A 26383-nucleotide genomic window follows, 5' to 3' on the forward strand; every position below is an offset into this window, starting at 1 on the left:
GATACACACCGCGCATCGCGGTTTCTGTTCAATGACCAAGAGAGTAAACCTATGACCACCACTTCCTCCGTCCTCATTACAGGCGCTTCCACTGGCATCGGTGCCATCTACGCCGAGCGCTTCGCGCGCCGCGGCCACGACCTTGTACTGGTCGCCCGCGACAAGGCGCGACTGGATACGCTTGCGACCCGTTTGCAACAGGAACACGGCGTTGCCGTCGATGTCCTGCCGGCCGACCTTACCCAATCCAGTGGCCTGGTCGCCGTCGAAGCACGTTTGCGCGATGACACGCGCATCGGAACCCTTATCAACAATGCCGGGATCGCCCAGTCCGGCAGCTTTATCGAGCAGACGCCCGATGCGATCGAGCGGCTCATCGCGCTCAACACAACCGCGCTGACACGGCTCGCCAACGCGGTTGCTCCGCGGTTCGCGCAGGCCGGCGAAGGCTCGATCGTCAACATCAGCTCAGTGGTTGGCCTGGCGCCCGAATTCAGCATGTCGGTCTATGGCGCAACCAAGGCCTTCGTGCTCTTCCTGTCCCAAGGGATGAGTCTGGAGCTGTCGCCCAAAGGCGTCTATGTCCAAACCGTGCTCCCTGCCGGAACCTACACCGAGATCTGGGAGCGTGCGGGCATCGACATCAGTACCTCCTCCGAGATGATGGAAGTGGGTGAACTGGTCGATGCAGCGCTGGTCGGCTTTGATCGCCGTGAACTCGTGACGATCCCGCCACTGCACAACGCCGCCCGCTGGGATGCCCTCGATGCCGCGCGGCAGGCCCTGCTTTCGGACATCAAGCAAGCCGAAGTCGCAGAGCGGTACAAAACCGTCTTGTAAGTTAGTTACTGAAGGATTTTTCATGATGACAAATAAACGCGTAGCACTTGTTACCGGCGCCTCGTCCGGCATCGGCGAGGCTTCGGCCAACAAACTGGTAGCGGCGGGCTACACCGTCTATGGCACGAGCCGACGGGGAGACCAGGCTGGCCAGCGCCCATTCCCGCTGCTGGCGCTTGACGTTACCGACGACGCCTCCGTCGAAACAGCCGTCGATGAACTGCTGCGGTTGGAGGGGCGTATTGATCTTCTGATCAACAATGCCGGCTTCGGTGTTGCGCCGGGGGCAGCGGAGGAAAGCTCAATCGAGCAGGCCAAGGCCATCTTCGATACCAACTTCCTGGGCATTGTGCGGATGATCCGGGCGGTGGTGCCGCACATGCGCCGTCAACGCAGCGGCCGAATCATCAACATCGGCTCGATCCTCGGCGTGGTCCCTGTGCCTTACGTGGCGCTTTACGTTGCCAGCAAGCACGCGGTTGGAGGTTACTCGGAGGCGCTGGACCACGAACTACGGTCGCGTGGCATCAGAGTCTCGGTCATCGAGCCCGCGTATACCAAGACGCAGTTCGAGGCGAACAACATTGAACCCGATGCAAAGCTTGGCGAGTATGAAATTGTTCGTGCTAAGGTGTCGAAAGTTGTCAGTCAAGCTATGGCCGGTGCCGATGCACCAGAAGTCGTGGTCGAGGTGGTGATGAAAGCGGTTCAGGCTCTGCACCCCAAGTTACGCTATACCGCAGGCAAAACAGCAGGCCAGATACAATTTTTACGCAGGTTCGCTCCAGCCGCCATGATGGATAAAGCGATCCGCAAGAGCCTGCAGCTCGATATGCAAGGGGACAACTGATGAGATTTCGACTATTGGCAATACTGACCTCCTTTTTGTTTTTTGCCTTAACTGTCGCATTGATGTTTTTTCCTGAACAGATGTTGGCGCAATGGGGCGTGGAATATACCAGTGCTGCCGGATTTGTCAGCCGCCGTACAGCGGTGCTCTATGCTGGGCTCGCAGTCATGTTTTTCATGGCTAGGAAGGCGGAACACTCTGTCACCCGTACAGCACTGATTCAGGGAATTATCACGGTCTGCACAGTGCTGGCATTACTTGGTATTTATGAACTTTCTGTAGGTCATGCCAACCGAGGCATCCTAACAGCCGTATTAATCGAAGCTGTTTTTGGACTAGCGTTTCTTTTCGTCTGGCGTACATCCAGCAAGGCAAGCAACCTAAACAGTAAATTGGAGAAGATATGATTAAAACATTGGTATTAAAACGTGACGCTAAAAAGACATCAACCGTGGAAGCCATGACAATGTTTCTTCCGAAATTAGTGACTACGGTTGGCCTGATTTTATCTATCGCACTTATAGCTATCCCTATGATGGGTCGCTCACAAACTTGGGAGCGGCAAGAATAATGCCGATCAAAGTATTAACCAGGACATCAGGCACATTCAAAAAGTGTCTTATGCTCAGCAACAATTCGAGGATAAAATGATGAAAGCACTTATCTTAAAACGTTATGGAAAATCCGCTCAGCTCGCGTTTGCCGACATTCCCAAACCGACAATCAAGCCAAACGAAATACTTGTGCAGATCCACGCTGCCGGCCTGAACCCCGTCGACAACATGATCCCAACCGGGATGTATAAAGCAGTACTGCATTTTCAACTACCCGCCACGATGGGCAGCGACTTGGCTGGTGTGGTCACTGAGGTAGGTAGCAGTGTGACACGCTTCAAGCCGGGCGATGCCGTCTTCGCCAGCATCTTCGACCTCGGTACCGGATCATTCGCCGAATTCGCGGTAGTACCGGAAGATTTGGCGGCGATGAAACCTGTTAATCTGGACTTTGTGCAGGCCGCTTCAATCCCGATGGTTGGCCTCACTTCATGGCAAGCACTGAAGGAACGTGCCAATATTCAGCCTAGTCAGAAAGTGTTTATTCCCGCAGGATCCGGTGGTATCGGCACCTTTGCGATCCAATTGGCCAAACACTTTGGCGCTAAGGTGGGCACCACTACCAGTACCAGCAACCTTGCCTTAGTACGTAGCCTTGGTGCAGACGAAGTGGTTGACTATAAAAAGCAAGAATTTGAAAAAGTGCTGCATAATTACGATATGGTACTTGGCACCATTAAGGGAGATACAATCGAAAAATCTATCGACATTCTCAAGCCCGGAAGCAGGATTGTCTCTTTAGTCGGCCCATTGGACGCAGCCTTCGCCCGGGTCAAACGGCTGAACTTCGTGTTTAAGTTGGTATTCGGCTTGATGAGCCGTAAAATCAAGCGTCTTGCTAAAAAACGGCAAGTTAGCTATTCATTTCTGTTTGTACGTCCTGATGGGGCTCAACTCAGCGAAATCGGCAAACTGCTCGAAGCTGACCAGATTAAACCCGTGATCGACAAGGTGTTTCCGTTCGAGCAAGCAAAAGAGGCGCTTGCATACCTCGCCCAAGGGCGTGCTAAGGGAAAGGTCGTCGTCAAGATATGTTGACTATAACCCTGTCTGGTAGCGAATCGAGCAGGGCAGGGTGGTTAACTTTAAGATTAAAAGCATTAACTTAACTAAAATATCGCTGTTGTAAGGGACCCTTATCAACAATGCCGGGATCGCCCAGTCTGGCAGCTTCATCGAGCAGATGCCCGATGCGACCGAACCGCTTATCATGCTCAACACAATCGCGTGCCGGTGCGGCGAGCTCCCAAATCGCGCCAGCGGGAGCCACCTGATTGCGACTCTCGCTGGCGTTCCATTTGGTTAGTCGGCAAGTGCCTGTCGAAGCATGGCACTGTCGACGTACTGCTCTATGCTAACGATTTTTCCATCCTTGAGCCGATAGAGATGTGCAAAGGTGGCAGTCAGCCCCACTTCATTTCGCCCTTGGCGACCTTGGCGCCGATTTGCAGGGCGATGCCCATGCCGGCTTCCGGATAGCGCTTGGTCATTGCTGCAATGAGTTCAGCGCTGTCAGCCGCCTTGGCCAACTCCTCTTCGAAGGCCAGGAGGTAGTCCCGGGTATAGGTAATTGCAGAGACGTCGGTTGCCGCTCCGGGAGCCAGATGCCCGGGAATTACGGTGGCTGGTTTGCGCGCCGCCATGGCATCCAGGTTCTTCACCCAGTCTGCGCGAACCTCCGCGCTCGCCGTGTCTGCCGTCCATACGTGTACGCCAGAGAAAACCATGACGCCACCGAAGATGGCATTGAGCGAGGGGACCCAGAGATAACGGCGGTTGGCCAGGCCATCGGCATCGACGATCTCGATGGTCTCGCCCTCCAGGCTCAGCGTCCGGCCATCGAAAGCTTCCGGCATTACGATCTCAGCCATGGTTTGGGGGCCGTTTTCCTTGAGCTTTGGTCCCCAGGTGGTTAGTTTCTTGTCGACATTGCCCTTGATCGCGGCAATTGTCGCGGGAGCGGCTATCACGCGTGCATCAGGGAATGCCGCCTTGATCGGAGCGAGGCTGAAGTAATAGTCGGGGTCACTCTGGCTGATGTAGATGGTGGTCAGCTTCTTCCCGGTAGCCAGAATCGCTTCAGCCAGCGCTTTGCCGTCGGGAAAAGTAAAACCACCGTCAATAAGAATGGCTTCGCGGGTTCCGGTGATCAATACCGGGGCACGAAAGAAGCCGTTCTCCCCGGCCGGGAAATGCTTCCAGTTCAGGCCGGTTTCTGCGGCCAGGGCACTCCCGCTGCCGATAAAGGTCGCTGCAACGCCGGCTGCGGCAATCGTCTTGAGAACATCGCGTCTTGTCTTCATGGTTTTCTTCCTCTCTATGCAATGAAGTGAAACTTCGGGCGGTTTTCGGGCTTGCTGGCAAAGTGATGCTGTTCAAGCAGCCCTTAACTGATCAATCAACGCTCGGGGGTTGGAGTAGATTGCGCTTGACTGCAACATTCGGCGCTCTTTCCCGGTGTCGGCGACAAAAACCGGCACACCGCGCGTACCGAGTTCCCACATTAGTGCTCCTGCCCGGTTAACGCGGGTTCGATTGGCTTCGAGAAGATCCGTATCGGGATGCTCCACCATCGCGGCGGCCTCATCCAGGCCGAGTGAAGTCAATAGGGAGGCCAGCAATTTCAAGTCAGTTATGTCTTTGCCGTCGACGAAGCGCGCGCGCTGTATCGCCTTGAGGGCTACCAGTTCCCGTGCCGGGGCCGTCAGTGACACCGCGGTCAGCGCTACGGTGGTGGGGCCACTGTCGAAAAATTGCCGGCGATCTCCGAGTACCTGTTCGCGATAGCGCTCTGTGAAGCTCTGCCCCGTCAGGCGGGCGATACGCTGGTCGTTGCTCCAGGCGTAAGCCGCGAAATCGTCGTCCATGGGTCTTGCCCCCTCGCTTGAAAACAGGCCGGTGGGGAGCAATTCGATGGTTGCGCCCGGAACTTCCAGCAGAGCAGACAGGGCCGGTGTGGCGCCGTAGCACCAGCCACACAGGGGATCAAACAAATAGCGAAGGGTCGTGTTCATGGCGAATTCCTCTGTTGACGCCGCCCATCATAGGGAAGAGATATTGATCTTTAAATGCACACGTGATAAACATTCTGTATGGTAAAAGCATACAATCAAAGTGAAGCCGGCTTGGGAGAGTTGGGAAACCTGAGACGCCTTGTGTACTTCGTTGCGGTCGTGGAAACGGGCTCCTTCACCGCCGCAGCGGAGCGTCTTGGTATCACCAAGGCCGTGGTCAGTCAGCAGGTTGCCCGTCTGGAAAAGGAGTTCCGAACTTCGCTCCTGGTTCGCACTACACGCAAAGTGCAGCCTACCGAGGCAGGACAGGCTTTTTACCAGCGCTGCGCCTCCATACTGCGTGAAGCGGAAGATGCTTTCGGTGAATTGGCCGAAGCGGAGGAGGAGCCTGCCGGTACCCTGCGGCTGACAGCGCCCTTCGACTATGGGATCAGCGTGGTGGTGCCGGCTATCGCCGCGTTTGCCAGGCGTTACCCAAATTGCAAAGTGGATGCAGTCTTGAGTGATCGCACACTCGACCTGATGTCCGGCAATATCGAACTCTCGATTCGTGTTGGCTGGCTCGATGAATCCAATTTGCAAGCCCGGCAAATCGGAACTTTCCGCCAGCTGCTGGTCGCCCCACCGGGAATGCGATCCGAGATTGAACGGCTCAACGGCCCGGCGGATATTGCCGAATTGCCTTTTGTCGCCAATACAGCCCTGCGCGACCCCTTGCGCTGGAGTTTTTCCCTAAACGAGATCGAGCGCCGGAATATCAATGTGCAGGCGTCCATATTTTTGGATACCACCCTCGCGGTGCGCGAAGCTGTGCGCCAGGGGGCAGGTCTTTCGGTGCTACCGGACTATGCGGTTGCCGGCGATCTCGAAGCCGGACGCCTGCTGCAGGTGCTGCCGCAGTGGTCACTTCCCGCCGGCGGCATTCATGCGGTTTTTCCATCAGCTCGCTTTCGTCCGGCCAAGGTTCGTGCTTTTGTCGAGGTACTGAGCGGCGAAGAGAAGCGGCGATACTCAACAAAAGCCCCACGGCCCTGACCCGGCTGCGCCGAATTCCATGCCTCGATAAGCCCGCGCTTCGCGAAGATTTCCCGGGCCGCAAAGGCCCCGTTCAATGCGACCGGGAAGCCCGCATAGACCGCCATTTGAATAATGACTTCTATGATTTCCTGAGGAGTACAGCCCAAGCGCTATTCGCCTGCAAGCAGTTGAGTAGGATGGGCAAAGCGCAGCGTGCCCATCGGATTCAGGGTGATGGGCACGCTGCGCTTTGCCCATCCTACTTAACTCAGTTCTTTTTAAGGTGCAGCACCCGCGCACCGGCCAGCGGCAGCACCAATTTTCCATCCCGGCGCCCGCCGGCAAAAAGCGCTGGGGTGATATCCTCGGCATCGGACAGCCCTTCAGGCAGGTCAAAAGTCTCTTCGTCTTTGCCCAGGTTCAGCGCCACCAGAAATTCCCCGCCGTTTGCCCCGCGGCGGTAGAACACCAGCAGGTCGTTTTCCGTATCCACCACTTCCTGATCAGCGGTGGCCAGTTCCGGCGGCAGTTGTCTGTGCCAGTCGATCAGCGCGCGGAACTGGTTCAGGGTGGAGTGGGGGTCGCCCTCCTGAACACTCACAGCCTTGTGGTGGTGTCCCTCCGGCACCGGCAGCCAGGGTTTTACCTTGGAGAAGCCGGCGTTCACCTCACCGCTGTCGAACCAGGGCATCGGCGTGCGGCAGCCGTCGCGGCCCTTGAATTCCGGCCATAAATTGATGCCGTAGGGGTCCTGCAGGTCCTCGAAGGTGATCTCCGCCTCCTCCAGTCCCAATTCCTCGCCCTGGTAGAGGCACAGGCTGCCGCGCAGGGTGAGCTGCATCAGCAGGAACAGCGGTGCGCGGGCCAGTGCCTGATCGCTGTCGAAGCCCTTGTTCCAGCGGGTGAGGGAACGGGGCACGTCGTGGTTGGCGATGGACCAGCAGGGCCAGCCTTTTTCGATCACCGCGCGGTTACTTCTCAGAGTCCGGCGCAGGAATTCCGCGCTGCTCTCCTCGGTGAGCAGGTCGAAGGAGTAGGCCATGTCCAGGCGCCGGTCGGTGGTGTACTCGGCCATGATCCTGTAGGTGTTGTCGCCCCCCACTTCGCCCATGGTGACGGTGCCGGGATGCTCGTCCATCAACCGCCGCACCCGCTGCAGGAACTGCAGGTTTTCCGGCTGGGATTTGTCGTGCAGGTGCCATTGATAGTCGTACGGGTTGACCGGCGGCAGGCCGTTCTTGTCCAGGCGCAGCGGGCGCGCGGGGTTGTCGCGCAGGCTGCGGTCGTGGAAATAGAAATTCACCGCGTCCAGGCGGAAGCCGTCCACCCCGCGGTCGAGCCAGAATTCCATATCGGTCAACAGCTGTTCCTGCACCTGCGGATTGCGCAGGTTGAGGTCCGGCTGTTCCTTGAGGAAATTGTGCAGGTAGTACTGGCGCCGGCGGGTGCACCAGCTCCAGGCGGGGCCGCCGAATACGGACACCCAGTTGTTGGGCGGGGAGCCGTCCGCTTTTGGATCGGCCCAGACGTACCAGTCGGACTTGGGATTGTCGCGGCCGCAGCGGCTCTCCTCGAACCAGGGATGCCGGTCGGAGGTGTGGCTGAGAATCTGGTCGATGATTACCTTGAGGTTGCGGCTGTGCGCGGCCTCGATCAGGCGGTCGAAATCCGCCAGGGAGCCGAACTGCAGGTCCACGTCGCGGTAGTCGGAAACGTCGTAGCCGAAATCCACCATCGGCGATTTGAAGAAGGGCGATATCCAGATGGCGTCCACACCCAGGGACTGCACATAGTCGAGCTTGCGGGTGATGCCCGGCAGGTCGCCGATGCCGTCGCCGTTGGCGTCGCAGAAGCTGCGGGGGTAGATCTGGTAGATAACGCTGTTGCGCCACCATTCCGTTTTGTCGCCGTTGATGGTGTTGCCACTCACACTCATGGGTTACTGCCTATTGCATTATTCGCTGCGTCCGCAGGGCGACTGCGGGACGATTTTCCAAGGATAGGGTGAGTATGGCGGCGCGGGACGGCGGGCGCCTCCTCCCCGGTTGGGAGGAAGGGGGAGGGCGGAATCCCAGTGCCTCTCCGGCAGCTTGCGGGAGGTGTGGTGGGGGCGCTGGCGCGGGTTGTCTTTCCGTTCTCGGAGCCTGCACGGTGATCCGGGTGACCCATTGGGCTGAGCTGTCCACGGAACAGTGAGAGCTCCATATTGGGGCGTCCGGCGACTGTGAGGCACCAAGAGAGTGCAATTCGAAGGTTGCTGCCGGAAGGCGCACTGGCTGATATCCCCCAGCGGCGGGCCAGGGAGAAGTCTGGCATGGCTTTTGCTGCAATCAGGGTGCAGAGCATTCTTGGTGGTCTCAAAAAGAATGCGGTAATGGGGCCGGATAGTCGCAGACCTAGGTCAGCGTCAGAAGCGCCTCTTCACAATGTGCAATGGACAGCTAGGGTTCCGATCAGTTGACTGATGACTGGACCGAGAGCTGTCGACCTTTCGTGGGTATCGGGATGAGCGCGGCGCTCATCTCAGGAAGGTTACACGGCGGGATAAAAGCCCGGGAGGATACTTCGGCAATAGTGCCGGGAATGCCTCTGCGTGTATAACCATAACCACATGAAAGGTTCCGCTATGAAATCATTTTTTTCTCAGCTGTTTATACGCTCTTTCCTGGTCGCTGCACTATCCACCCTTTGTATTATCCCCGCGCAGGCTAAAGAAAGTTTCAAACTCTGTTGGTCTATTTATGTCGGCTGGATGCCCTGGGAGTATGGCGACAGTTCCGGGATCATCGACAAGTGGGCGAAAAAATACGATATCGATATCGAAGTTGTACAGATCAACGACTACATAGAGTCCATCAATCAGTATAGCGCGGGCGCCTTCGACGCCTGCGCCATGACCAACATGGACGCTCTTACCATTCCATCCGCCGGCGGTGTCGATTCCACGGCGCTGATCGTCGGCGACTTTTCCAATGGCAACGACGCTGTCATCCTCAAGGAAAAAACCTCTATCGAGGATATCAAGGGGCAGAGAGTCAATCTGGTAGAGCTGAGTGTTTCCCATTATCTGCTCGCGCGGGCGCTCGATTCGGTGGGGCTGTCCGAGCGCGACGTGCAGGTGGTCAATACTTCCGACGCCGATATGGTCGCCGCCTACGGCACAGATCAGGTAACAGCCGTTTCCACCTGGAACCCTCTGGTCAATGAAATCCTGAACATGCCGAAGAGCAACCAGGTCTTCGACAGTTCGCAGATTCCCGGCGAAATCATCGACCTGCTTGTTGTGCATACCGAAACCCTCGATAAATATCCCGCTTTCGGCAAGGCCCTGGTAGGTGCCTGGTATGAGATCATGGAAAAGATGCAGGGCGATGAATCCGTGCGTGAACATATGGGCATTGCCTCAGGCGCCGATCTCGCGCGTTATGAATCACAACTGGCGTCTACGAAGATGTTCTACCAGCCCGGCGACGCGGTGGAGTTTGTCCACAGTCCGGAGCTGAAGAAGACCATGGCGGATATCGCCGAGTTTTCCTTTGACCACGGACTGCTCGGTGAGGGGGCGCCGGATGCGCAATTCATCGGCATTGAAACTCCCGCCGGCATCTACGGCAATGCTGCCAATGTCATGTTGCGCTTCAACCCCGAATATATGCAGCTGGCCGCCGATGACAAGTTGTAACGAAAAAATTGCTTGAGAGTCGTTATTAAACAATAAGAGTTCGCCATGAAGCGTCTGATCAACCGACAACCGTCATCCGTCACGCGGGCCTTTCTCGGGATACTGCCACTTGTCCTGGCCCTGCTGGTGTACCAGTGGGGTTCCACGGTGCGCAAGGCAGAAAACCCGCAGGACAAGCTGTTGCCCGGATTCGTCGAAATACACGATGCGATGGAGCGGATGGCCTTAACCCCGAGCAAGCGCACTGGCGAACTGCTGATGTGGGAAGATACAAAAAGCAGCCTGAAAAGACTGGTGAGCGGTGTGGCGATTGCGGCCGCCATCGGTCTGACCGTGGGTCTGCTGACAGGTGCCATTCCGTTGTTCGGGGCCAGCCTGACACCGGTGATCACAGTGATTTCACTGATTCCACCGATGGCTCTGCTGCCGATACTTTTTATTGTTTTCGGTATTGGCGAGGTTTCCAAAGTGGTGCTTATCGTGATCGGCGTTGCCCCTTTCCTGATTCGCGACCTCTATCAGCGTACCTGTGAGCTGCCGCGCGAGCAGTTGGTCAAATCCATGACGCTCGGCGCCAACTCGGGCCAGATCATCTTCCGGGTGCTGTTGCCGCAAATACTGCCGCGGCTCTTCGCCTCAGTTCGCCTGAGCCTGGGCGCGGCCTGGTTATTCCTGATTGCCTCTGAGGCGGTGGCTTCTACCGACGGCTTGGGTTATCGCATATTCCTGGTGCGTCGCTACATGTCGATGGATGTGATTCTGCCCTATGTGGCCTGGATTACGTTGCTGGCGTTTCTTATCGACTGCCTCCTGCAGCAGAGCAGTAAGCGGCTGTTCCCCTGGTATCACGCGGCGAAATAGGAGCCGAAGAATGGGCGGCCCGGATTTTTGTTGTCGACTTCGCCTGTGCAAAGAGAGTGAAACCCATGATTGAATTCAGGAATTTGTGGAAAAACTATGGCGACAATGTCGTCCTCGAAAATCTGAGTGCGCAGGTAGGCAGTGGAGAATTCATTACGCTGGTAGGAACTTCGGGGTGCGGCAAAAGCACCTTCCTGAAACTGTTGCTCGGTACGGAGGTGGCGAGCAGGGGAAGCATACTGCTCGATGGCCGGCCCATCGCCGATGAGCCGGGCCCGGACCGGGGTATTGTTTTTCAGAAATACTCGGTCTTTCCGCACCTGACAGTCAGGGAAAACGTGGCTCTTGGGCGCGAGTTCGAATGCGGGCCGGTTTTCGGCAGGGTATTCGGCAGCGCCAGAAAGGCCATCCTGGCTGAAGCGGATCACTGGCTGGAGTCGGTGGGCTTGACGCCCGCCAGGTTCAGATACCCCCACGAGTTATCCGGGGGCATGCAGCAACGCCTGGCCATCGCCCAGGCCCTGATCAAGCAGCCGCGGCTGCTGCTCCTGGACGAACCTTTCGGCGCGCTCGACCCGGGCATCCGCAAGGACATGCATCAGTTGGTATTGAGCCTGTGGGGGGAGCATAAGCTGACCGTATTCATGGTCACCCACGACTTGAGCGAGGGCTTCTATTTGGGAACCCGGCTCTGGGTGTTTGACAAATGTCGCATGGATCCGCAGGCACCAGAACGCTTTGGCAGCACCATTACATTTGATCTGCCCGTGGGGAAAACCGACCGGCAGAGCCTCGACAAGATTAGGGAATCACTCGCGCGATCAGCGCAAATTCCCGTCGGGGTCTGACACCAAAGGGCGCGCGACAAGGTCAATGGACATAAAAACAGTGGAATTTGGCACTCCTGGAGTTTAAACAAGCATGAGCCTTAATATTCTCAATCCCGGTTCAAACGCAGTCCGTTATACAACAACCCTCTCTCCCGCGGCGCACTGGTCTCTGGTGGTGCGCCGCGGCATCAGCCTGACCATGACGGACCTGGAAGGCGGCGCCAATGTGGGCCTGCTGATGTACAACCCGAATCTGCTGGCCGAGAAATACAACGCACCGGATACCCTGAAATGTCAGCATACCTTCAAGCTTACCCGGGGAAACTGTCTCTACTCGGATATGGGGCGGATCTTCTGTTCGATTGTCGAGGACACTTTTGGCTGGCATGACACTGTCTGCGGCAACAGCGATGCCGATATTGTCCGCCAGCGGTGGGGCGGTCGCGATTACCAGGGCGACAGAAACCTCTGGCAGCAGAATGGCCGCGACAGCTTTCTGGTGGAGCTGGTCAAGTATGGATTGAGCCGCCGCGACATGCCGGCGAATGTCAATTTTTTCAGCCGGGTCGAAACGGACCAGCAGGGCAATCTGCAACTGGGTCGGCGGGCAGCCGCCGGCGACAGGGTCACCTTGCGATTTGAGATGGATGCTCTGGTAATTCTGCACAGTTGTCCCCATCCGCTCAGCAGGGAAAAGACCTATCCGCGCCGGCCGGTCAAGCTCGAACTGTCTGAATCCCGGGAGATACGGGCGGACGATCCCTGTTTGAATCACTGTGATGAAAACAGAAGGGGGTTTGAGAACAACGCGCTGTATCACCTTGGGCTCGGGGCCGCCGGCATTCGGGCGGAAGAACCGTCGGTCGCCGGTACCTGAGCCGGCCCCGCAATCAAGAAATCGACTATTGGGATATCCATGATTGTCCACAGCAATTTACATGTTGAAGATGCCGTTTTCCGCCGGGTGATCAAGGCGGGAGACTATGGTATTCACCGGGTCCGCGAGGGCCAGTTCCTGCGTATCCTCGATTTGGAGGGTAACCAAGCTGCCGACACCCTGTTTTACAGGGCTGACGATCCGGGGGAGCGCTACTGCGCGATGAACACGCTGCGGGAGCAGGGCAATGTGTACCTGACGGCAGGGTCCATCCTGAAAACCAACGAAAACAATGACATGCTGCGAATTGTCGCCGATACCTGCGGGCGTCACGACACGCTCGGTGGCGCCTGTGCCACTGAGTCCAATACGGTGCGTTATGGCTTGGAAAAGCGCTTTATGCACGCGTGCAGGGACAGCTGGATGCTCGCCATTCAGGAGCATGAAGAATTCGGCCTGAGTAAGGCGGATATTACCCACAACATCAACTTCTTCATGAATGTGCCCATCACCACAGACGGCGGCCTCACCTTCGCTGACGGTATTTCGGGCGCCGGCAAGTATGTGGAACTGAAGGCACTTATGGATGTGGTGGTGCTGATTTCCAATTGTCCGCAGCTGAACAATCCCTGTAACGGATACAACCCCACGTCTATCGAACTACTGGTCTGGGACAGCTAACGCTCCCCGGTATTGGGACGACCCAACACCGTATCGCCAATGCGGGACGGCCCGCTCCACGCTCAAGTGTTCGCCATGATTGAAAATGGATTATTCCGCAAGGTGCTTGTGGCCAACCGCGGCGCCATCGCGACGCGGATCATCCGCACTCTGAAACGTCTCGGCATCCATGCGGTCGCTGTATACAACGAAGCCGACGCGCAGTCACTGCATGTGCGGCAGGCCGATACTGCTATCAGTCTCGGCGCCGGCAGCGCTGCCGAGACCTACCTGAAAATCGATAGGATACTGCAGGCCGCTGAGGAGAGTGGCGCCGGCGCCATTCACCCCGGCTACGGTTTTCTGAGTGAGAATACGGATTTTGTCAAAGCCTGTGAGGCGCGCGACATTGTCTTTATCGGCCCCACTGCCGAGCAGATAAGCCTGTTTGGCCTGAAACACCGCGCCCGCGGGGCGGCCGAAGACGCCGGTGTGCCCCTGGTGCCCGGTTCGCCCCTGTTGACAAGACTGGCCGACGCCATCGATTGGGCGGAAACCGTGTCCTATCCGGTGATGCTGAAGAGTACCGCAGGCGGCGGTGGAATTGGCATGCGGGTTTGTCGCGACCGAAGCGAACTGGAAAGTGCGTGGCACAGCGTAAGACGGTTGAGTGAAACTTATTTCGCCAATGATGGCGTTTTCCTCGAAAAGTACATCGCCCGCGCGCGCCATATCGAAGTACAGATATTTGGCGACGGCCTCGGCAATGCCATTTCCCTGGGTGAGCGGGACTGTTCGGCGCAGCGGCGCAACCAGAAAGTCATTGAAGAGACCCCCGCGCCCAACCTGCCGGCAACTGTGCGGGAGCAGCTGCACCGGACAGCGGAGCGGCTGATGGCATCGGTCAACTATCGCAACGCGGGTACGGTGGAATTCATTTTCGATGTCGACAGCAAGCAGTTTTATTTTCTCGAGGTGAATACCCGCCTGCAGGTGGAGCACGGGGTCACGGAGGAAGTTTGGGGCCTGGATCTTGTGGAGCTGATGATTCGCCAGGCCGCCGGCAGTCCAATCGGTCTTTTCGATTTCAAAGCGCAGTTGACGCCGCGCGGTCATGCCATTCAGGTCAGGGTCTACGCCGAGGACCCGGATCAGGATTTCCTCCCGTCGGCGGGGCTGTTGTCGGAAGTGATCTGGCCGGAGGCGGATGGGCTGCGCATCGACCACTGGATAGAGGCGGGCATTGAAGTTTCCGGTCTGTTCGATCCGATGCTGGCAAAAGTCATTGTCAGTGCCGAAAGTCGCGAACTGGCGCTGGCGCAACTCTGCGCGCACCTGGACGCCAGTTCGATATATGGTATAGAAACCAATATCGACTACGTCGGCAGTGTTCTGCGCACACCGGAATGCGCAGCAGGGCAGCTGCTGACCCGCAGCCTCGCGCAGCATCGCTTTCAGCCGGCCAGCGTGCGGGTTCTGGCAGCCGGCACCCAGACCACCATCCAGGACTACCCCGGGCGCGAGGGGCTGTGGCATATCGGTGTGCCGCCGTCGGGTCCCATGGATTCGCTCTCGTTTCGCCTCGCCAACCAACTGGTGGGCAACGCGTCCGGGGCCGCGGCGCTGGAAATTACCGTTAACGGGCCGACGCTCCAGTTCAGTCGCAACGGTTGCATCGCCATTACCGGGGCAGCGATCGAAGCGGAACTGGATGGCGAAGTGATAGCACTTTACCAGACTCAAAAAGTAGTGGCCGGCCAGGTGCTGAAACTCGGCAGGGTACTGGGCAACGGGGCCCGCGCCTATCTGGCTGTTGCGGGCGGGGTCCGGTGCCCGGACTATCTCGGATCCAAATCCACTTTCTGTCTCGGGCAGTTCGGCGGCCACGCCGGCCGGGCCTTGCGGGCCGGGGACGTGTTGCACCTGGCAGAGCAGGCCGGGCCGGCAGTGGTGCCGGAACTGCGGCTGGGCGAATTGCAGCGGCCGGAAATACCCGGGACCTGGACACTGCGCGTGCTCTACGGCCCTCACGGCGCGCCGGACTTTTTTACCCCCGCGGATATAGAGACCTTTTTCAATAGTGAATGGGAGGTGCACTACAACTCGAGCCGCACCGGGGTGCGCCTGATCGGGCCCAAGCCGGAGTGGGCCCGTCAAAGCGGCGGCGAGGCGGGTCTGCACCCGTCCAATATTCACGACAATGCCTACGCGTTCGGCACCGTCGATTTCACTGGTGACATGCCGGTGATCCTCGGCCCGGACGGGCCGTCGCTGGGCGGTTTCGTCTGTCCGGCGACCGTTATTCAGGCAGACCTTTGGAAACTGGGGCAGCTGAAAGCGGGTGCCCGCATTCGCTTCCAGCCGGTCACCCACGAGCAGGCGGTGGCGCTGGAGCGCCGGCGGGAAGAACTGATCGTGCAGCTGGGCGAAATGGCGCCATTGAATACACTGGCGGATGTGGTACCTGTCGAACACGAACAGCTGCCGTCGCCGGTGTTGGCCCAGTTCAACGTGGCCGGTGAAGAGGTCGTCATCCGTATGGCCGGGGACCATTTCCTGCTGGTAGAGCTGGGGCCCCAGGAATTGGATATCGAGCGCCGTTTCAAGGTGCATGCCCTGATGCTGTGGCTGCAACAGCATCCGCTCGACGGCATTCTCGAGCTGACCCCGGGTATCCGTTCGCTGCAGGTTCACTACCGGCCGTTGCGCATCGACCTGCATCGATTGCTGCAGCATTTGCAAACGGCGTGTCAGGCACTGCAGCAGGTCGGCGACCTCTCCCTGACTTCGCGCATCGTGTATCTGCCGCTGAGCTGGGACGACACAGCCTGTCAGCAGGCCATCGAAAAATACATGCAGTCGGTGCGCACCGATGCGCCCTGGTGCCCGAGCAACCTCGAGTTCATCCGCCGTATCAACGGCCTGCCGGATTTGGAATCGATCAGGCGTATCGTGTTTGACGCTTCCTACCTGGTGATGGGGCTGGGAGACGTCTATCTCGGCGCTCCCGTTGCCGCGCCCCTCGACCCGCGCCACCGTCTGGTGACCACCAAGTACAACCCGGCTCGCACCTGGACGGCGGAAAACTCGGTGGGGATCGGCGGCGCCTACCTCTGCGTGTATGGCATGGAGGGGCCCGGCGGCTATCAGTTTGTCGGCCGCACCCTGCAGATGTGGAACCGCTACCGCAAGACGGAGGTGTTCGAGCAGCCCTGGCTGCTGCGCTTCTTCGATCAGATTCGCTTCTATCCGGTGAGTGCCGGGGAGCTGGAGCAGATCAGGCGGGATTTCCCGCTGGGGAATTATCCGCTGAGAATCGAGCAGACACAATTCAACCTGGCGGAATACAAGGCATTCCTGCAGTCGGAAGCCCCCGGCATTGCCGACTTCCAGCGCCGCCGCGAAGACGCTTTTGCCGCCGAGCTGGCGGACTGGGAGGCCCGGGGCCTGCTGACCTACCGGGAGCACGAAGAGGGGGCGGCCGTCGTCGATGAACTCAGCCTGCCCAGCGGCGTCGAGGGTGTGGACAGTCCGGTTTCCGGCAGCATCTGGCGGGTGCTGGTGGAGCCCGGCCAGGCGGTGGCGGCCGGCGAACCGCTGATGATTCTCGAGTCCATGAAAATGGAAATCGAAGTGCAGGCGTCGCGCGCCGGACGCGTGGAAAAACTCTTGAAAGAACAGGGGCAGGCCGTCACCGCAGGGCAGGGGCTGGTCTGGTTGTCAAGCGAGCCACTGGAAGCGTGAGCAGGGGGAAGACGATGGCAATACACAATCTCAGTTTGCGCGCCTTGCGCGAATCCTACCGCAACGGCGACCTGGAGGTCCGCGCCCTGGTCGCGGAACTCCGCGCTCAGGCCCTGGCGCAGAGCGATTACAATGCGTGGATCACCCTGCTGGATGAGGCGCAGTTGGAGCCCTATCTGGCCCGTCTCGACGGTGTCTCCCCAGACAGCCTGCCGCTTTATGGAGTGCCATTCGCGATCAAGGACAATATCGATCTGGCCGGGCTGCCTACCACGGCGGCCTGCCCGGACTTCGCCTATACCGCCGCCGAATCGGCTCCGGTCGTCGAGGCATTGGTCGCGGCGGGGGCTATTCCACTGGGCAAGACCAACCTGGATCAGTTTGCTACAGGGCTGGTCGGCGTTCGTTCGCCCTACGGAGAGGCCAGGAACAGTTTCAATCCGGATTACATTTCCGGCGGCAGTAGTGCGGGCTCAGCGATTGCGGCGGCACTGGGGCAGGTGAGTTTTGCCCTGGGCACCGACACCGCCGGCTCGGGGCGGGTGCCCGCAGCCCTCAATAACCTGATCGGCCACAAGCCCAGCAAGGGCTTGCTCAGCAGCCGCGGCCTGGTGCCGGCCTGCCGCAGTCTCGACTGTATCAGCCTGATGACCCTCAACTGTGAGGATGCGGCCCGCCTGTTCGACATTGTGGCTCGCTACGACAGTGAGGATTCCTTTGCGAGGGCCAATCCGCACTACAATCGCGCACGCTACTTTCACCACTCGGCCTCCGCTGGCATTGACCGCCGGTTTCGCTTTTGCATCCCCGCGCAGTTGGAATTCTGCGGCAATCCGGAGACCCGGGCGCTGTTCGAGCGCAGCGTCGAGCAGTTGTGCGCCCTGGGTGGGGAAGTGGAAGCGATTGATTTCGCTCCCTTTGAAGAGGCCGCGCGCCTGCTTTACGAGGGGCCCTGGGTCTGTGAGCGGGCGCTGGCGACTCAGGCCGTAAGCCGCTCCAGCATGTTGCCGGTTATCGCCGAAATTATCGCCCAGGGGGACGGCAGGACCGGCATGGAGACCTTCGCCGCGCAATATCGCCTGGCCGCCTTGAAGCGCCGCTGCGACCAGTTGATGGCCGGATTTGATTTCGTCCTCACGCCGACGACTCCGACGCTGTTCAGCCGCGCCGAACTGCGGGCGGAGCCCATTGCGCACAATGCCACCCTGGGCAGATACACGAATTTCATGAACCTGCTGGATTATGCAGCCACTGCGGTTCCGGTGGGTTTCACCGGTTGTGGCGTGCCCTGGGGAGTGACCCTGTTCGGGCCGGCGTTCAGCGATATCCGCTTGCTCGGATTCGCGGATCTTCTGCACCGGGATTGCCGGCTACCCGTCGGGGCCACGGATCTCGCGCCCGTCTATGCCGCAGTGCAGCGGGCTGCCGCGCCACCGGCGGAAACCGTTGATCTGGTGGTCTGCGGTGCGCATCTGGAAGGACAGCCGCTCAACTGGCAGCTGACCGAGCGGGGCGGGGAGTGTGTGGCGCGGACCCGTTCGGCGGCCGCATACCGGCTCTATGCACTGAGCGACGGCGTGCGCCCCGGCATGGCGCGCGATGAGGCTCAGGGCGCGGCCATCGAAGTGGAAGTCTGGCGACTGCCGAGCGAGGCATTCGGCAGCTTTGTCGCCGCGATACCGGCGCCCCTGGGGATCGGCAAGGTGGAAGTCGCCGACGGCCGCTGGCTGAGCGGTTTTATCTGCGAGGCATATGGGCTCGCCGGCGCCACGGATATTACCGAGTTCGGTGGCTGGCGCGCCTGGCTGCAGCGCGGGGCCAGTGACTAGTGTAGAGCCCCAAATGTTCACAGGAAGGCGCCGCTCGCAGGGGAATGGCTCGCCCTTTTCAAGAGCGGCAACGCGGCCGTGGGCATGCTCGAAGTGGTTGTTCCTGCCACGGGGCGATGGCCTCCTGGTCCCCCAGCGCGCGCCAGGCGCGCAGCCGGGCCGCGTCGGCGTCGGCCACCCAGTCGTGGTGGTAGCGCTCGCCGGCGGGCAGGCGGTCGAGGCGCGCCAGCCACTCCTGGGATTCGTCCTTCTCACAGGCGCAATTGTGCACTCCGAGTCTGCCTTGGTTACCGCTGTGTGACCTCCTCCCCCCGGTCCAGGCCGGCCTTTCTTTCCAAACAGCAGGTGAGGTGGTAGCTTCGCTCAATTCGGCGGCGCCGTTCCCACGTCCGGGGAGCGGCGTCGTGGCACAATAAGAAAGAGGCGAATATGGCCGATATTGTCATTCTGGCGGCGCCGGGCATGGGGGCGGTGGACGAGCGTTTCGCCGAGCCGCTGTTCGCGGCGCTGCGCGAGAAACTGGGCGGCGACTGGGCGCGCATTCACTGCGACACCATCCTGTGCCAGGGGCACCTGCAGGGGAATATCGATCGGGTGTTCGAGACGATGCAGAAGCGCGACATGGATTTCCTGCGCGCGCGCAAATTCATGCTCTACGGGCTGGCCGAAAGCGCCGCGCAACTGGGGGATATCCAGCAGCGCGGCGGCAACTACGACAAGACCCAGCAGGCGGTGTACGGCACCCTGGAAAGGGCCGCGGCGGCCGCCTCCGACAACGCGCCGGTGGTGCTGCTCAGCCACTCGGTGGGCTGCACTATCCTCTCCAACTATCTGTGGGACGCCCAGCGCCCCAGTGTGAGTTACGGCATCTGGCGCGACGGCGGCCCGCGGGGCGTGCACAAGGGCTCGGCGCGGGACCTGTTCCTGCGCTTGAAAACCCTCAGCCACTGGTACACCCTGGGCGCCCCCAATCCGCTGTGGTGCGCGGGGATGGGGCGGGACCAGATCCAGGCGGTCACCGCCGGCACCCGCGGCTACAACTTCCGCTGGAAGAATTTTTACCACCCGGACGATCTCTTCGGCTGGCCCCTGAAACCCCTAAGCCCCTCCTACAATCAGGCGGTGTACCGCGATTACGAGACCCGCCCGCTGGCGGACTGGAGCGCCGCCCACTGGGGCCCGCAACTGGTGGCCCACGACGGCTACTGGAGCAGCGAGCTGGTGCAGCAGCAACTGCTGGAGGACCTGCGCGAGCTGTTGCAGAAGACCCGCGCGCGGCGCGGGGCGGTTGGGAGGCCGCCCCGTTCGGCTGCGGTGGTGTAGCTGCTGCGGCAGCGGAAGGATAGCTCCCCTCTCCCGCTTGCGGGAGAGGGGTTGGGGGAGAGGGCCGGACCGCAGGTCCGCTGTTATCGGTACCGTGGTTGCAATTCCGATCGCGACCATGGGCGGATGGCCGCCCCGCCGCTCCTAAATATCCCTACCGGTTTTTTTGTAAATGGTGAATAGACCATGAAACTTTATGGTAACTATTCAGCTCCCTCTGAATGATATTCGAACTTTTCCTGCAGAAAGTCGGGCCAGTTTCCGTTGAACAGCTCGGTTAGAGCAGCGCTGGGCTCTACATTATTCTTCTGGCAGGTTATCAGGTAGGAGCGAACAAGGCAGAAGGCTCTGGCGCCATCTTCCGAACGGAAACAGCCAGATATCTTCTGCTTGACCTTCGTCATGCGGAGATCACGCTCTCCCTGATTGTTGGTAAAGGGCACTTCGGCGTTTTCCATGAAGCGCAGCACATCGTCTTCGTAGTCGCGAAGACGTTCCAGCAAATTGCGAGACTTGCTGCGCTTGACTCGGCCCCGGCGCGGCTTAGTGGTATTCGGCATTGGCTCTGGGCATTCAGTCTCGCCGCGGCCAATGATTTTTCGGTAGCGTGTCCGCCAGCGCTTGGCATCATCGGGCGGCAGTGCACCGCCAGCCTGCTCAACGGCGTCGCGCAGCTCCAGTAACAGCTTGTGCATATTTTTTGCCCAGCGCTGCCCCTCTTCTTCGTGGGCGTAGGTCAGTTCACGCAGGTGGTGGGCATTGCACGCCGCGTGGGTGCAGCCGTAGGTGTAATAAGGCTTCCAGTGATCGTGAATCAGCGTTCCCGTGAAGTTCGGCAGTACGCCCATCGCGTTCATCGCCTCGGTTCCGCGTTTTGGAGACAGGCCAAGCAGGGTACACTCAGTACCGGAGAGGACGTGCAGCCAATGGCGCTTGCCATCGATATTGAGACTGGTCTCATCGGCATGGAGCAGGGCTTCGGCCAGCAGCCATTCCCGGGCCAAGCCCTCGAAGGGCTCCAGGCGCTCACTAGCCTCGCGATTGAAATTGACTAAGCTGCCGGCGCTGAGCGGAATACCGTACTGGTCCGCAAACAGGGATTGCACACGCTCATAGGGAAGCAACTGGAACATGGACAGGTAGACGGCATGTGCCTTGACTGAATCGCCGTACTGCACCGGCCGTGTTACACCCGCTGGGAACTCGGCGACATAGCGCTCGCCTTGTTCATTCTCCAGAATCTGGACTCGATACTCAGTGACATGGCGCTGGATGCGAATATCAAACACCTGACGGCGCTCATAGCCGGCCTCGTGCCACTGCCCGCGAGGCAAGCTGCGCCGGTCCAGCTTGATGAGTTGGATCTCGTCCGGTTTCTCAATGGGTTTGAGAGTGGTACCGCTGCGACCGGGCTGGCCGCCGGCCTTACGCTTACCGGCGGACTTCTTCTCGCGTTTGCGATTCTGATCTTGGGAAGGTGGAATACTGCTGTTTCGGCTGTTTAAGCCGGCTTTGGTCATCAACAGCTTGACGACGAGCAGCAACACGGACATCACCGCCCGCACTGGTGGGGTGATTTGCGGATCGTTCTTGAGCAGCTTCTCCGCATCAGCGACGGCCGCTTTGATATCGATCTGCCCCAACGTCATTTGCAACTATGTGGTGAACTTGAAGTGGGGGAATTATCTCACGAAGTGAGTGATGGCGGGAAATTTTCCTCGATGGAATGGCGTGCCTGATTAACAATATAATCCAGCGAGAGGGCTGGAAGGTACTGAATAGTTACACTTTATGTTGCTCTCTTTGTGTGGCTTTCAGCCGGCCTTGTCTCTGCCAACCCGCTGCCGGATAAGCCCCATGTGTATGTGGAGGGCTCGGCGAGCCCTATTCCATTTCCGAGTTCAATACTCGCGCAGGTGAACGTTATATGCTGCACCCGGCGCGCGATATAGAGGGCAAATCCTCTTCGAAAGTCGCCGGCATGGTGGCCGAACCATCCCCCGAGCCCTTTGAGCCGGGCGTCATGGTCGCGCGCGCCCAAGTTTATGTGGTTTACTTGCTAAAGTAGTTTTTGTCTGTAGTGGTATTCGAATATGTCCCTGAAATTCCACACCGTTCCGGTCACCCCCTTCCAGCAGAACTGCACCCTGCTCTGGTGCGAGGACAGCAAGCGCGCCGCGGTGGTGGACCCGGGCGGGGATATCGAGCGCATCCTCTCAGCGGTGGAGGAGCGCGGGCTCAAGCTGGAAAAAATACTCCTCACCCACGGTCACCTGGACCACGTGGGCGGCACCGCGCAATTGGCCAAACAGCTGCAATTGCCGGTGGAGGGACCGCACAGGGAGGACGGTTTCTGGATCGAACAGCTGCCGCTGCAGACGCAGATGTTCGGCTTTCCCCCGGTGGAGACTTTCACTCCGGATCGCTGGCTGGAGCAGGGGGACAGGGTGACGGTGGGCGACGAGGAACTGGAGATCTACCACTGCCCGGGCCACACCCCCGGCCATGTGATCTTTTTCCACCGCCCCAGCGGGCTGGCGCTGGTGGGGGACGTGCTCTTCGCCGGCTCCATCGGCCGCACGGATTTTCCCAAGGGGGACCACGACACCCTGATCCGCTCGATCACCGAAAAGCTCTGGCCGCTGGGCGACGAAGTGCGTTTCATCCCCGGCCACGGCCCCATGTCCACCTTCGGCGAAGAGCGGCGCAGCAATCCCTTTGTTGCGGACAAGCGCTTCGGCTGATTCAGTTGCGGTTTATCGACATCGGGCACAATGGCGCAAAAGGGGAAAGACCATGAAAAATCTCAGCCTGCGCCTGTTGTTCCTGCTGCCCGCCCTGCTGGCCGGCTGCGCGGTGGTTTCCGAGAACGAGTGTCGCTCGGGTCTCTGGTACGAGCGCGGGCTGCAGGACGGTGCCCGCGGTCGCAGCCAGGGGCTGGTCTACCAGATAGCGCAGAAGTGCCAGGAGTACGGCGAGCGGGTGGACAGCGAGGCCTGGCTGCGCGGCCACGAGGAGGGGGTGGAGCAGTACTGCACCCCGGAGAACGGCTACTATCAGGGGCGCCGCGGCAACAGCTACGGGGGCGTGTGCACCGGCCCCACCGCGGACCTGTTTATGGCGGAATACCAGCGCGGCCTCGCCGCCTACCAGATAGAGCTGGAATACCGCCGTTTGCTGGACCGCTACGAGAGCACCGAGAGGGACCTCTACAGCGTGCGCGTTGCGCTGGCGGAGACGAAAGACAAAGACCAGATCCACCGACTCAAACACCGCCGCCGCGCCCTGGTGCGGGAGCTGCGCAGGCTGGATTTTGAGTTGAACCGCTTTACCGGCTTTGGCTTCGGCCTTATGTACTGACCTGGTCCTCCCTGTCATCTGAATAACGGAAATCATAAATGGCAATCTGGCACACAACCCCCACCCTCGAACAGCTCAACGAGAGCGCCGCCGGTTGCATGTCCGGGTATATCGGCCTGCAGCTCACCGAACTGGGCGACGACTACCTGGTGGGCACCCTGCCGGTGGACGAACGCACCCGACAGCCGTTCGGCATACTGCACGGCGGTGCCAGCGTGGTGCTGGCGGAAACCCTGGGCTCCTTCGGCGCCAACCTGGTGGTGGACACCGACAGGTTTTACTGCGTGGGCCAGGAGATCAACGCCAATCACCTGCGCCCGGTGGCGGAGGGCACGGTGACCGGCACCGCGCGCCCGGTGCATCTCGGCCGCAGCAGCCAGGTGTGGGAAATCCGTATTACCGACCCCCGCGGCAAGCTCAGCTGCATTTCCCGGATCACCATGGCGGTGGTGGCGCACGGGGTGGACGAGGGGCAATGAGCGCGGAATTCGTTTTCGAAAATATTCCCTATCGCGTGGTGCGCTCGCCGCGGCGCAGGCGCCTGGGCCTGGTGCTGGCGGAATCCGGGGTGGAGGTGCGCATTCCCGAGCGCTGCGCCGCGCGCCACGGGCATCAGTTCCTGCGGGAGAATATCCACTGGGTGCGCACCCAACTGTTGCGCGCCGAGGAGCGCGCGGCGCAGATTCCGCAATATCGCTACACCTTTGGCGAAAGCTTTCCCTGGCTGGGCGCGCGCTATCCCCTGGTGCGCGCCCGCAACAGCGCCCACAGCGGTATCGCCGCCGGCGCCATTTCCCTGTACACCCGCTATCGCGAGCCGGATGAATCCCAACTGCAAACCGCGCTGCAGCGGCTCTATCAAAAGGAGGCCCTGGCGCTGCTGGAGGAAAAGTCGCATCAGTTTGCCGGCCGGCTGGAGCTTGCGTTTTCCTCGGTACGCGTGCGCCGCACCAAGAGCAAATGGGGCCACTGCAGTGTGCGCGGCGAGCTGCAGTACAACTGGCTGGTGTGCCTGGCGCCGGAGGCGGTGGTGGATTACCTGGTGGCCCACGAGGTCTGCCATCTGCGCCATCACAATCACAGCCCGGCTTTCTGGCGCCTGGTGGAGAGCGTCTGCCCGCGCTATCGGGAATTGCGCCGCTGGCTGCGCGACAACGGCCACCGGTTGCACCTGTAGGAAAAAACCTTGCGCTCGCCCTTCGCAGGGTTGGGGGCACGCTCGCGAGCGCCCGCATTCTGGCGTAAACTCCTTTCAAATTCCCGAGGTGCCACCATGCAAACCGAATCCCTGAACGATGATTTCGAAGACAACTGCGCGCGGTTTTTGCCCGAGTGCGCGGAGCAGGGCTGCGTCTGGGCGCTGGAGGGCGAAGAGGGCTTCGCTCTGTGCGAGTCGGAAAAATATCCCCGCACCGAGGTAATGCCTTTTTGGTCCCAGCGGGAGTTTGCCGAACTGCACGCCGATGGCGACTGGGCTGATTACCGCGCGGTGGCCGTCGACCTGGAAGAGTTTATGGACGACTGGCTCACCGGTATGCACGAGGATGTACTGCTGGTAGGCATCAACTGGAACGATGAACTGGAAGGTGTCGAACTGGAGCCGCTGGACCTGCTGGAACAACTGGAGCGGGAGTTGCAGTAGATCGCGCCAGAGATCGCGCCAGTCGGGGATAAAAACAGAAACGCGGGGAGTCTCAGGATGGGGCCATTTCCCGGCCGGATCGAGAGCCCCACGTCAAAGCGGAGTAGAGAGCCCTTCCCGTGAACAAACCGCCCGTATCCCGATTCCGCCCTTCCGACCGCGCCTTCGCCGCCGAGAGCCTGGCGCAGATCGGCCGCGGCTATGTGGTGCCGGACCGGGTGGCGCTGATCACCGGCTGTTCCAGCGGTATCGGCCGCGAGCTGGCGCTGGCCCTGCACCGCCGCGGCACCATCGTGATCGCCACCGCGCGGCGCCCGGAGAGCCTGCAGGAACTGGCGGACCTGGGTGTCGCCACCGAGGCGCTGGACGTCAATTCCCAGGCGGATATCAACCGCGTGGTGCACGCACTCAAGGCTGCCTACGGGCGCCTGGATATCCTGGTGAACAATGCCGGCTACGGGCAGATGGGCCCGCTGCTGGAGTTGGACACCCGCTCTCTGGAGAGCCAGTTCCGCACCAATGTATTCGCGCCCATGGCGCTGATCCGCGCCTGCGCACCGCTGATGAAATCCGAACGGCGCGGGGTTATCTGCAATATCGGTTCTGTATCCGGGGTGATGCCCACGCCTTTTTCCGGCGCCTACTGCGCCTCCAAAGCGGCGCTGCACGCGCTCTCCGAAGTGCTGCGGCTGGAGCTGAAACCCTTCGGCATCCGCGTAATGACGGTGCAGCCGGGGGCCATCGCCTCGGAGTTCGGTCGCCATGCGGAGACTTCCCTGCGCGGCCTGCTGGCCCCGGACTCCTGGTACAAGCGCCAGGAGGAGGCGGTGCGCGCGCGGGCGCAGGAATCGCAGCAGAACGCCACCCTGGCCAGCAGCCTGGCGCGCAAGCTGGCCGCTGAACTGCTGCGCAAGCGCCCGCCGGCGCTGGTGCGCCTGGGCAACAAAAGCCGCCTGCTGCCGTGGATGGCCCGCTGGATGCCGCGACGATTGAGGGACTGGCTGCTGTCGCGGCGCTTCGGGTTGCGCAGGATTCCGCTCAAGTCGTAGCTGCCGCACCGCTCTCGTCATTCCGGCGCAGGCCGGTGCAGGTACTCCTTTACTAGTGTAGTGTTCCATTCTGTTTGGAACTTAAGCGGCTGTTGGCACGAATGACTTTCTGCAGTATATCGCGCGCGCTTTTGGTCCAGATGAACGGCTTGGGGTTCGTGTTGTGGTGAGTGATGTACTCCTCGATAGCA

26 protein-coding genes, 1 pseudogene and 1 riboswitch are annotated in these 26383 nt (G+C 60.1%); of the genes and pseudogenes, 20 read left to right on the forward strand and 7 right to left on the reverse strand.

Going from position 1 to position 26383, the window contains the following annotated elements:
* The first annotated feature begins 51 nt into the window (after positions 1 to 51).
* From ACRC0P_RS12045 to ACRC0P_RS12065, 5 genes are all read left to right on the forward strand, one after another.
* Entirely contained in the window at positions 52 to 840 is a 789-nt protein-coding gene (locus ACRC0P_RS12045; protein ID WP_438631195.1) for an SDR family NAD(P)-dependent oxidoreductase, read from the forward strand.
* Positions 841 to 862: 22 nt separating this feature from the next.
* On the forward strand, positions 863 to 1690 hold the full coding sequence (locus ACRC0P_RS12050; protein WP_438631197.1) for an oxidoreductase: 828 nt from the start codon (positions 863 to 865) through the stop codon (positions 1688 to 1690).
* A complete protein-coding gene (locus ACRC0P_RS12055; RefSeq protein ID WP_438631199.1) occupies positions 1690 to 2097 on the forward strand; it encodes a hypothetical protein in 408 nt (135 codons plus the stop codon). The genes ACRC0P_RS12050 and ACRC0P_RS12055 overlap by 1 nt, the downstream gene beginning before the upstream one ends.
* On the forward strand, positions 2094 to 2261 hold the full coding sequence (locus ACRC0P_RS12060) for a hypothetical protein (protein WP_438631201.1): 168 nt from the start codon (positions 2094 to 2096) through the stop codon (positions 2259 to 2261). Before ACRC0P_RS12055 ends, ACRC0P_RS12060 begins: the two co-directional genes overlap by 4 nt.
* Positions 2262 to 2337: 76 nt before the next feature.
* A complete protein-coding gene (locus tag ACRC0P_RS12065) occupies positions 2338 to 3342 on the forward strand; it encodes an NADP-dependent oxidoreductase (protein WP_438631203.1) in 1005 nt (334 codons plus the stop codon).
* A gap of 365 nt (positions 3343 to 3707) precedes the next feature.
* On the opposite strand, the gene ACRC0P_RS12070 is transcribed toward ACRC0P_RS12065, so the two are convergent.
* Together ACRC0P_RS12070 and ACRC0P_RS12075 are read right to left on the reverse strand one after the other, a co-directional pair.
* Positions 3708 to 4607: an MBL fold metallo-hydrolase gene (locus ACRC0P_RS12070; RefSeq protein ID WP_438631205.1), complete on the reverse strand. Its 900-nt coding sequence runs from the start codon at positions 4605 to 4607 to the stop codon at positions 3708 to 3710.
* Between the two features lie 72 nt (positions 4608 to 4679).
* A complete protein-coding gene (locus tag ACRC0P_RS12075; protein WP_438631207.1) occupies positions 4680 to 5318 on the reverse strand; it encodes a DsbA family protein in 639 nt (212 codons plus the stop codon).
* 78 nt (positions 5319 to 5396) lie between these two features.
* On the opposite strand from ACRC0P_RS12075, the gene ACRC0P_RS12080 reads away from it, so the two are divergent.
* Entirely contained in the window at positions 5397 to 6353 is a 957-nt protein-coding gene (locus tag ACRC0P_RS12080; protein WP_438631209.1) for a LysR family transcriptional regulator, read from the forward strand.
* Here the strand turns inward: ACRC0P_RS12080 and ACRC0P_RS12085 are convergent.
* Both ACRC0P_RS12085 and ACRC0P_RS12090 read right to left on the reverse strand, forming a co-directional pair.
* Complete coding sequence (locus ACRC0P_RS12085; protein ID WP_438631211.1) at positions 6242 to 6502, reverse strand: carboxymuconolactone decarboxylase family protein; 261 nt, start codon at positions 6500 to 6502, stop codon at positions 6242 to 6244. The genes ACRC0P_RS12080 and ACRC0P_RS12085 overlap by 112 nt on opposite strands.
* Before the next feature lie 101 nt (positions 6503 to 6603).
* Positions 6604 to 8271: an alpha-amylase family glycosyl hydrolase gene (locus tag ACRC0P_RS12090; protein WP_438631213.1), complete on the reverse strand. Its 1668-nt coding sequence runs from the start codon at positions 8269 to 8271 to the stop codon at positions 6604 to 6606.
* A 494-nt stretch (positions 8272 to 8765) separates the two neighbouring features.
* Positions 8766 to 8896, forward strand: a riboswitch (guanidine-I (ykkC/yxkD leader).
* 65 nt (positions 8897 to 8961) lie between these two features.
* On the opposite strand from ACRC0P_RS12090, the gene ACRC0P_RS12095 reads away from it, so the two are divergent.
* The 7 genes from ACRC0P_RS12095 to atzF all read left to right on the forward strand — a co-directional run bounded on the left by ACRC0P_RS12095 (position 8962) and on the right by atzF (position 18818).
* Complete coding sequence (locus tag ACRC0P_RS12095) at positions 8962 to 10017, forward strand: putative urea ABC transporter substrate-binding protein (RefSeq protein WP_183461938.1); 1056 nt, start codon at positions 8962 to 8964, stop codon at positions 10015 to 10017.
* Between the two features lie 45 nt (positions 10018 to 10062).
* On the forward strand, positions 10063 to 10878 hold the full coding sequence (locus tag ACRC0P_RS12100) for an ABC transporter permease (RefSeq protein WP_438631216.1): 816 nt from the start codon (positions 10063 to 10065) through the stop codon (positions 10876 to 10878).
* 65 nt (positions 10879 to 10943) lie between these two features.
* On the forward strand, positions 10944 to 11726 hold the full coding sequence (locus tag ACRC0P_RS12105; protein ID WP_438631218.1) for an ABC transporter ATP-binding protein: 783 nt from the start codon (positions 10944 to 10946) through the stop codon (positions 11724 to 11726).
* Positions 11727 to 11799: 73 nt separating this feature from the next.
* The gene (locus tag ACRC0P_RS12110; RefSeq protein ID WP_438631220.1) at positions 11800 to 12585 is read left to right on the forward strand and encodes an urea amidolyase associated protein UAAP1; all 786 of its coding nucleotides are present in this window, start codon (positions 11800 to 11802) and stop codon (positions 12583 to 12585) included.
* 39 nt (positions 12586 to 12624) lie between these two features.
* Complete coding sequence (locus ACRC0P_RS12115) at positions 12625 to 13266, forward strand: urea amidolyase associated protein UAAP2 (RefSeq protein ID WP_438631222.1); 642 nt, start codon at positions 12625 to 12627, stop codon at positions 13264 to 13266.
* Between the two features lie 75 nt (positions 13267 to 13341).
* Positions 13342 to 16989 (forward strand): urea carboxylase, encoded by a 3648-nt coding sequence (uca, locus tag ACRC0P_RS12120; protein WP_438631224.1) that lies wholly within the window; start codon positions 13342 to 13344, stop codon positions 16987 to 16989.
* Between the two features lie 14 nt (positions 16990 to 17003).
* Positions 17004 to 18818 carry an allophanate hydrolase gene (atzF, locus tag ACRC0P_RS12125; RefSeq protein WP_438631226.1) on the forward strand — a complete coding sequence of 605 codons (1815 nt, stop codon included), beginning with the start codon at positions 17004 to 17006 and terminating at the stop codon, positions 18816 to 18818.
* Positions 18819 to 18876: 58 nt separating this feature from the next.
* Here atzF and ACRC0P_RS12130 read toward each other — a convergent pair whose 3' ends face one another.
* Positions 18877 to 19089 (reverse strand): hypothetical protein, encoded by a 213-nt coding sequence (locus tag ACRC0P_RS12130; protein WP_438631228.1) that lies wholly within the window; start codon positions 19087 to 19089, stop codon positions 18877 to 18879.
* Positions 19090 to 19247: 158 nt separating this feature from the next.
* On the opposite strand from ACRC0P_RS12130, the gene ACRC0P_RS12135 reads away from it, so the two are divergent.
* On the forward strand, positions 19248 to 20141 hold the full coding sequence (locus ACRC0P_RS12135; protein WP_438631230.1) for a hypothetical protein: 894 nt from the start codon (positions 19248 to 19250) through the stop codon (positions 20139 to 20141).
* 203 nt (positions 20142 to 20344) lie between these two features.
* Here the strand turns inward: ACRC0P_RS12135 and tnpC are convergent, their stop codons facing one another.
* Positions 20345 to 21790 carry an IS66 family transposase gene (gene tnpC / locus ACRC0P_RS12140; protein WP_438631232.1) on the reverse strand — a complete coding sequence of 482 codons (1446 nt, stop codon included), beginning with the start codon at positions 21788 to 21790 and terminating at the stop codon, positions 20345 to 20347.
* A 444-nt stretch (positions 21791 to 22234) separates the two neighbouring features.
* Between tnpC and ACRC0P_RS12145 the strand changes: the two genes are divergently transcribed.
* The 6 genes from ACRC0P_RS12145 (at position 22235) to ACRC0P_RS12170 (ending at position 26192) form a co-directional block, all read left to right on the forward strand.
* Complete coding sequence (locus ACRC0P_RS12145) at positions 22235 to 22885, forward strand: MBL fold metallo-hydrolase (protein WP_438631234.1); 651 nt, start codon at positions 22235 to 22237, stop codon at positions 22883 to 22885.
* Positions 22886 to 22937: 52 nt separating this feature from the next.
* Complete coding sequence (locus tag ACRC0P_RS12150) at positions 22938 to 23501, forward strand: DUF2799 domain-containing protein (RefSeq protein WP_438631236.1); 564 nt, start codon at positions 22938 to 22940, stop codon at positions 23499 to 23501.
* Positions 23502 to 23539: 38 nt separating this feature from the next.
* Complete coding sequence (locus tag ACRC0P_RS12155) at positions 23540 to 23980, forward strand: hotdog fold thioesterase (protein WP_438631238.1); 441 nt, start codon at positions 23540 to 23542, stop codon at positions 23978 to 23980.
* Positions 23977 to 24678, forward strand: coding sequence for a M48 family metallopeptidase (locus tag ACRC0P_RS12160; protein ID WP_438631240.1), 702 nt, complete (start codon positions 23977 to 23979; stop codon positions 24676 to 24678). The genes ACRC0P_RS12155 and ACRC0P_RS12160 overlap by 4 nt, the downstream gene beginning before the upstream one ends.
* A 96-nt stretch (positions 24679 to 24774) precedes the next feature.
* Entirely contained in the window at positions 24775 to 25143 is a 369-nt protein-coding gene (locus tag ACRC0P_RS12165; protein WP_438631242.1) for a DUF2750 domain-containing protein, read from the forward strand.
* Positions 25144 to 25262: 119 nt separating this feature from the next.
* Entirely contained in the window at positions 25263 to 26192 is a 930-nt protein-coding gene (locus ACRC0P_RS12170) for an SDR family oxidoreductase (RefSeq protein ID WP_438631244.1), read from the forward strand.
* 52 nt (positions 26193 to 26244) lie between these two features.
* Here the strand turns inward: ACRC0P_RS12170 and ACRC0P_RS12175 are convergent.
* Positions 26245 to 26383 (reverse strand): annotated as a pseudogene (locus ACRC0P_RS12175) (IS630 family transposase); the annotation flags it as partial.

The sequence above is a fragment of the Microbulbifer sp. genome (assembly GCF_051659245.1).
In the GTDB taxonomy this organism is placed as follows: domain Bacteria; phylum Pseudomonadota; class Gammaproteobacteria; order Pseudomonadales; family Cellvibrionaceae; genus Microbulbifer.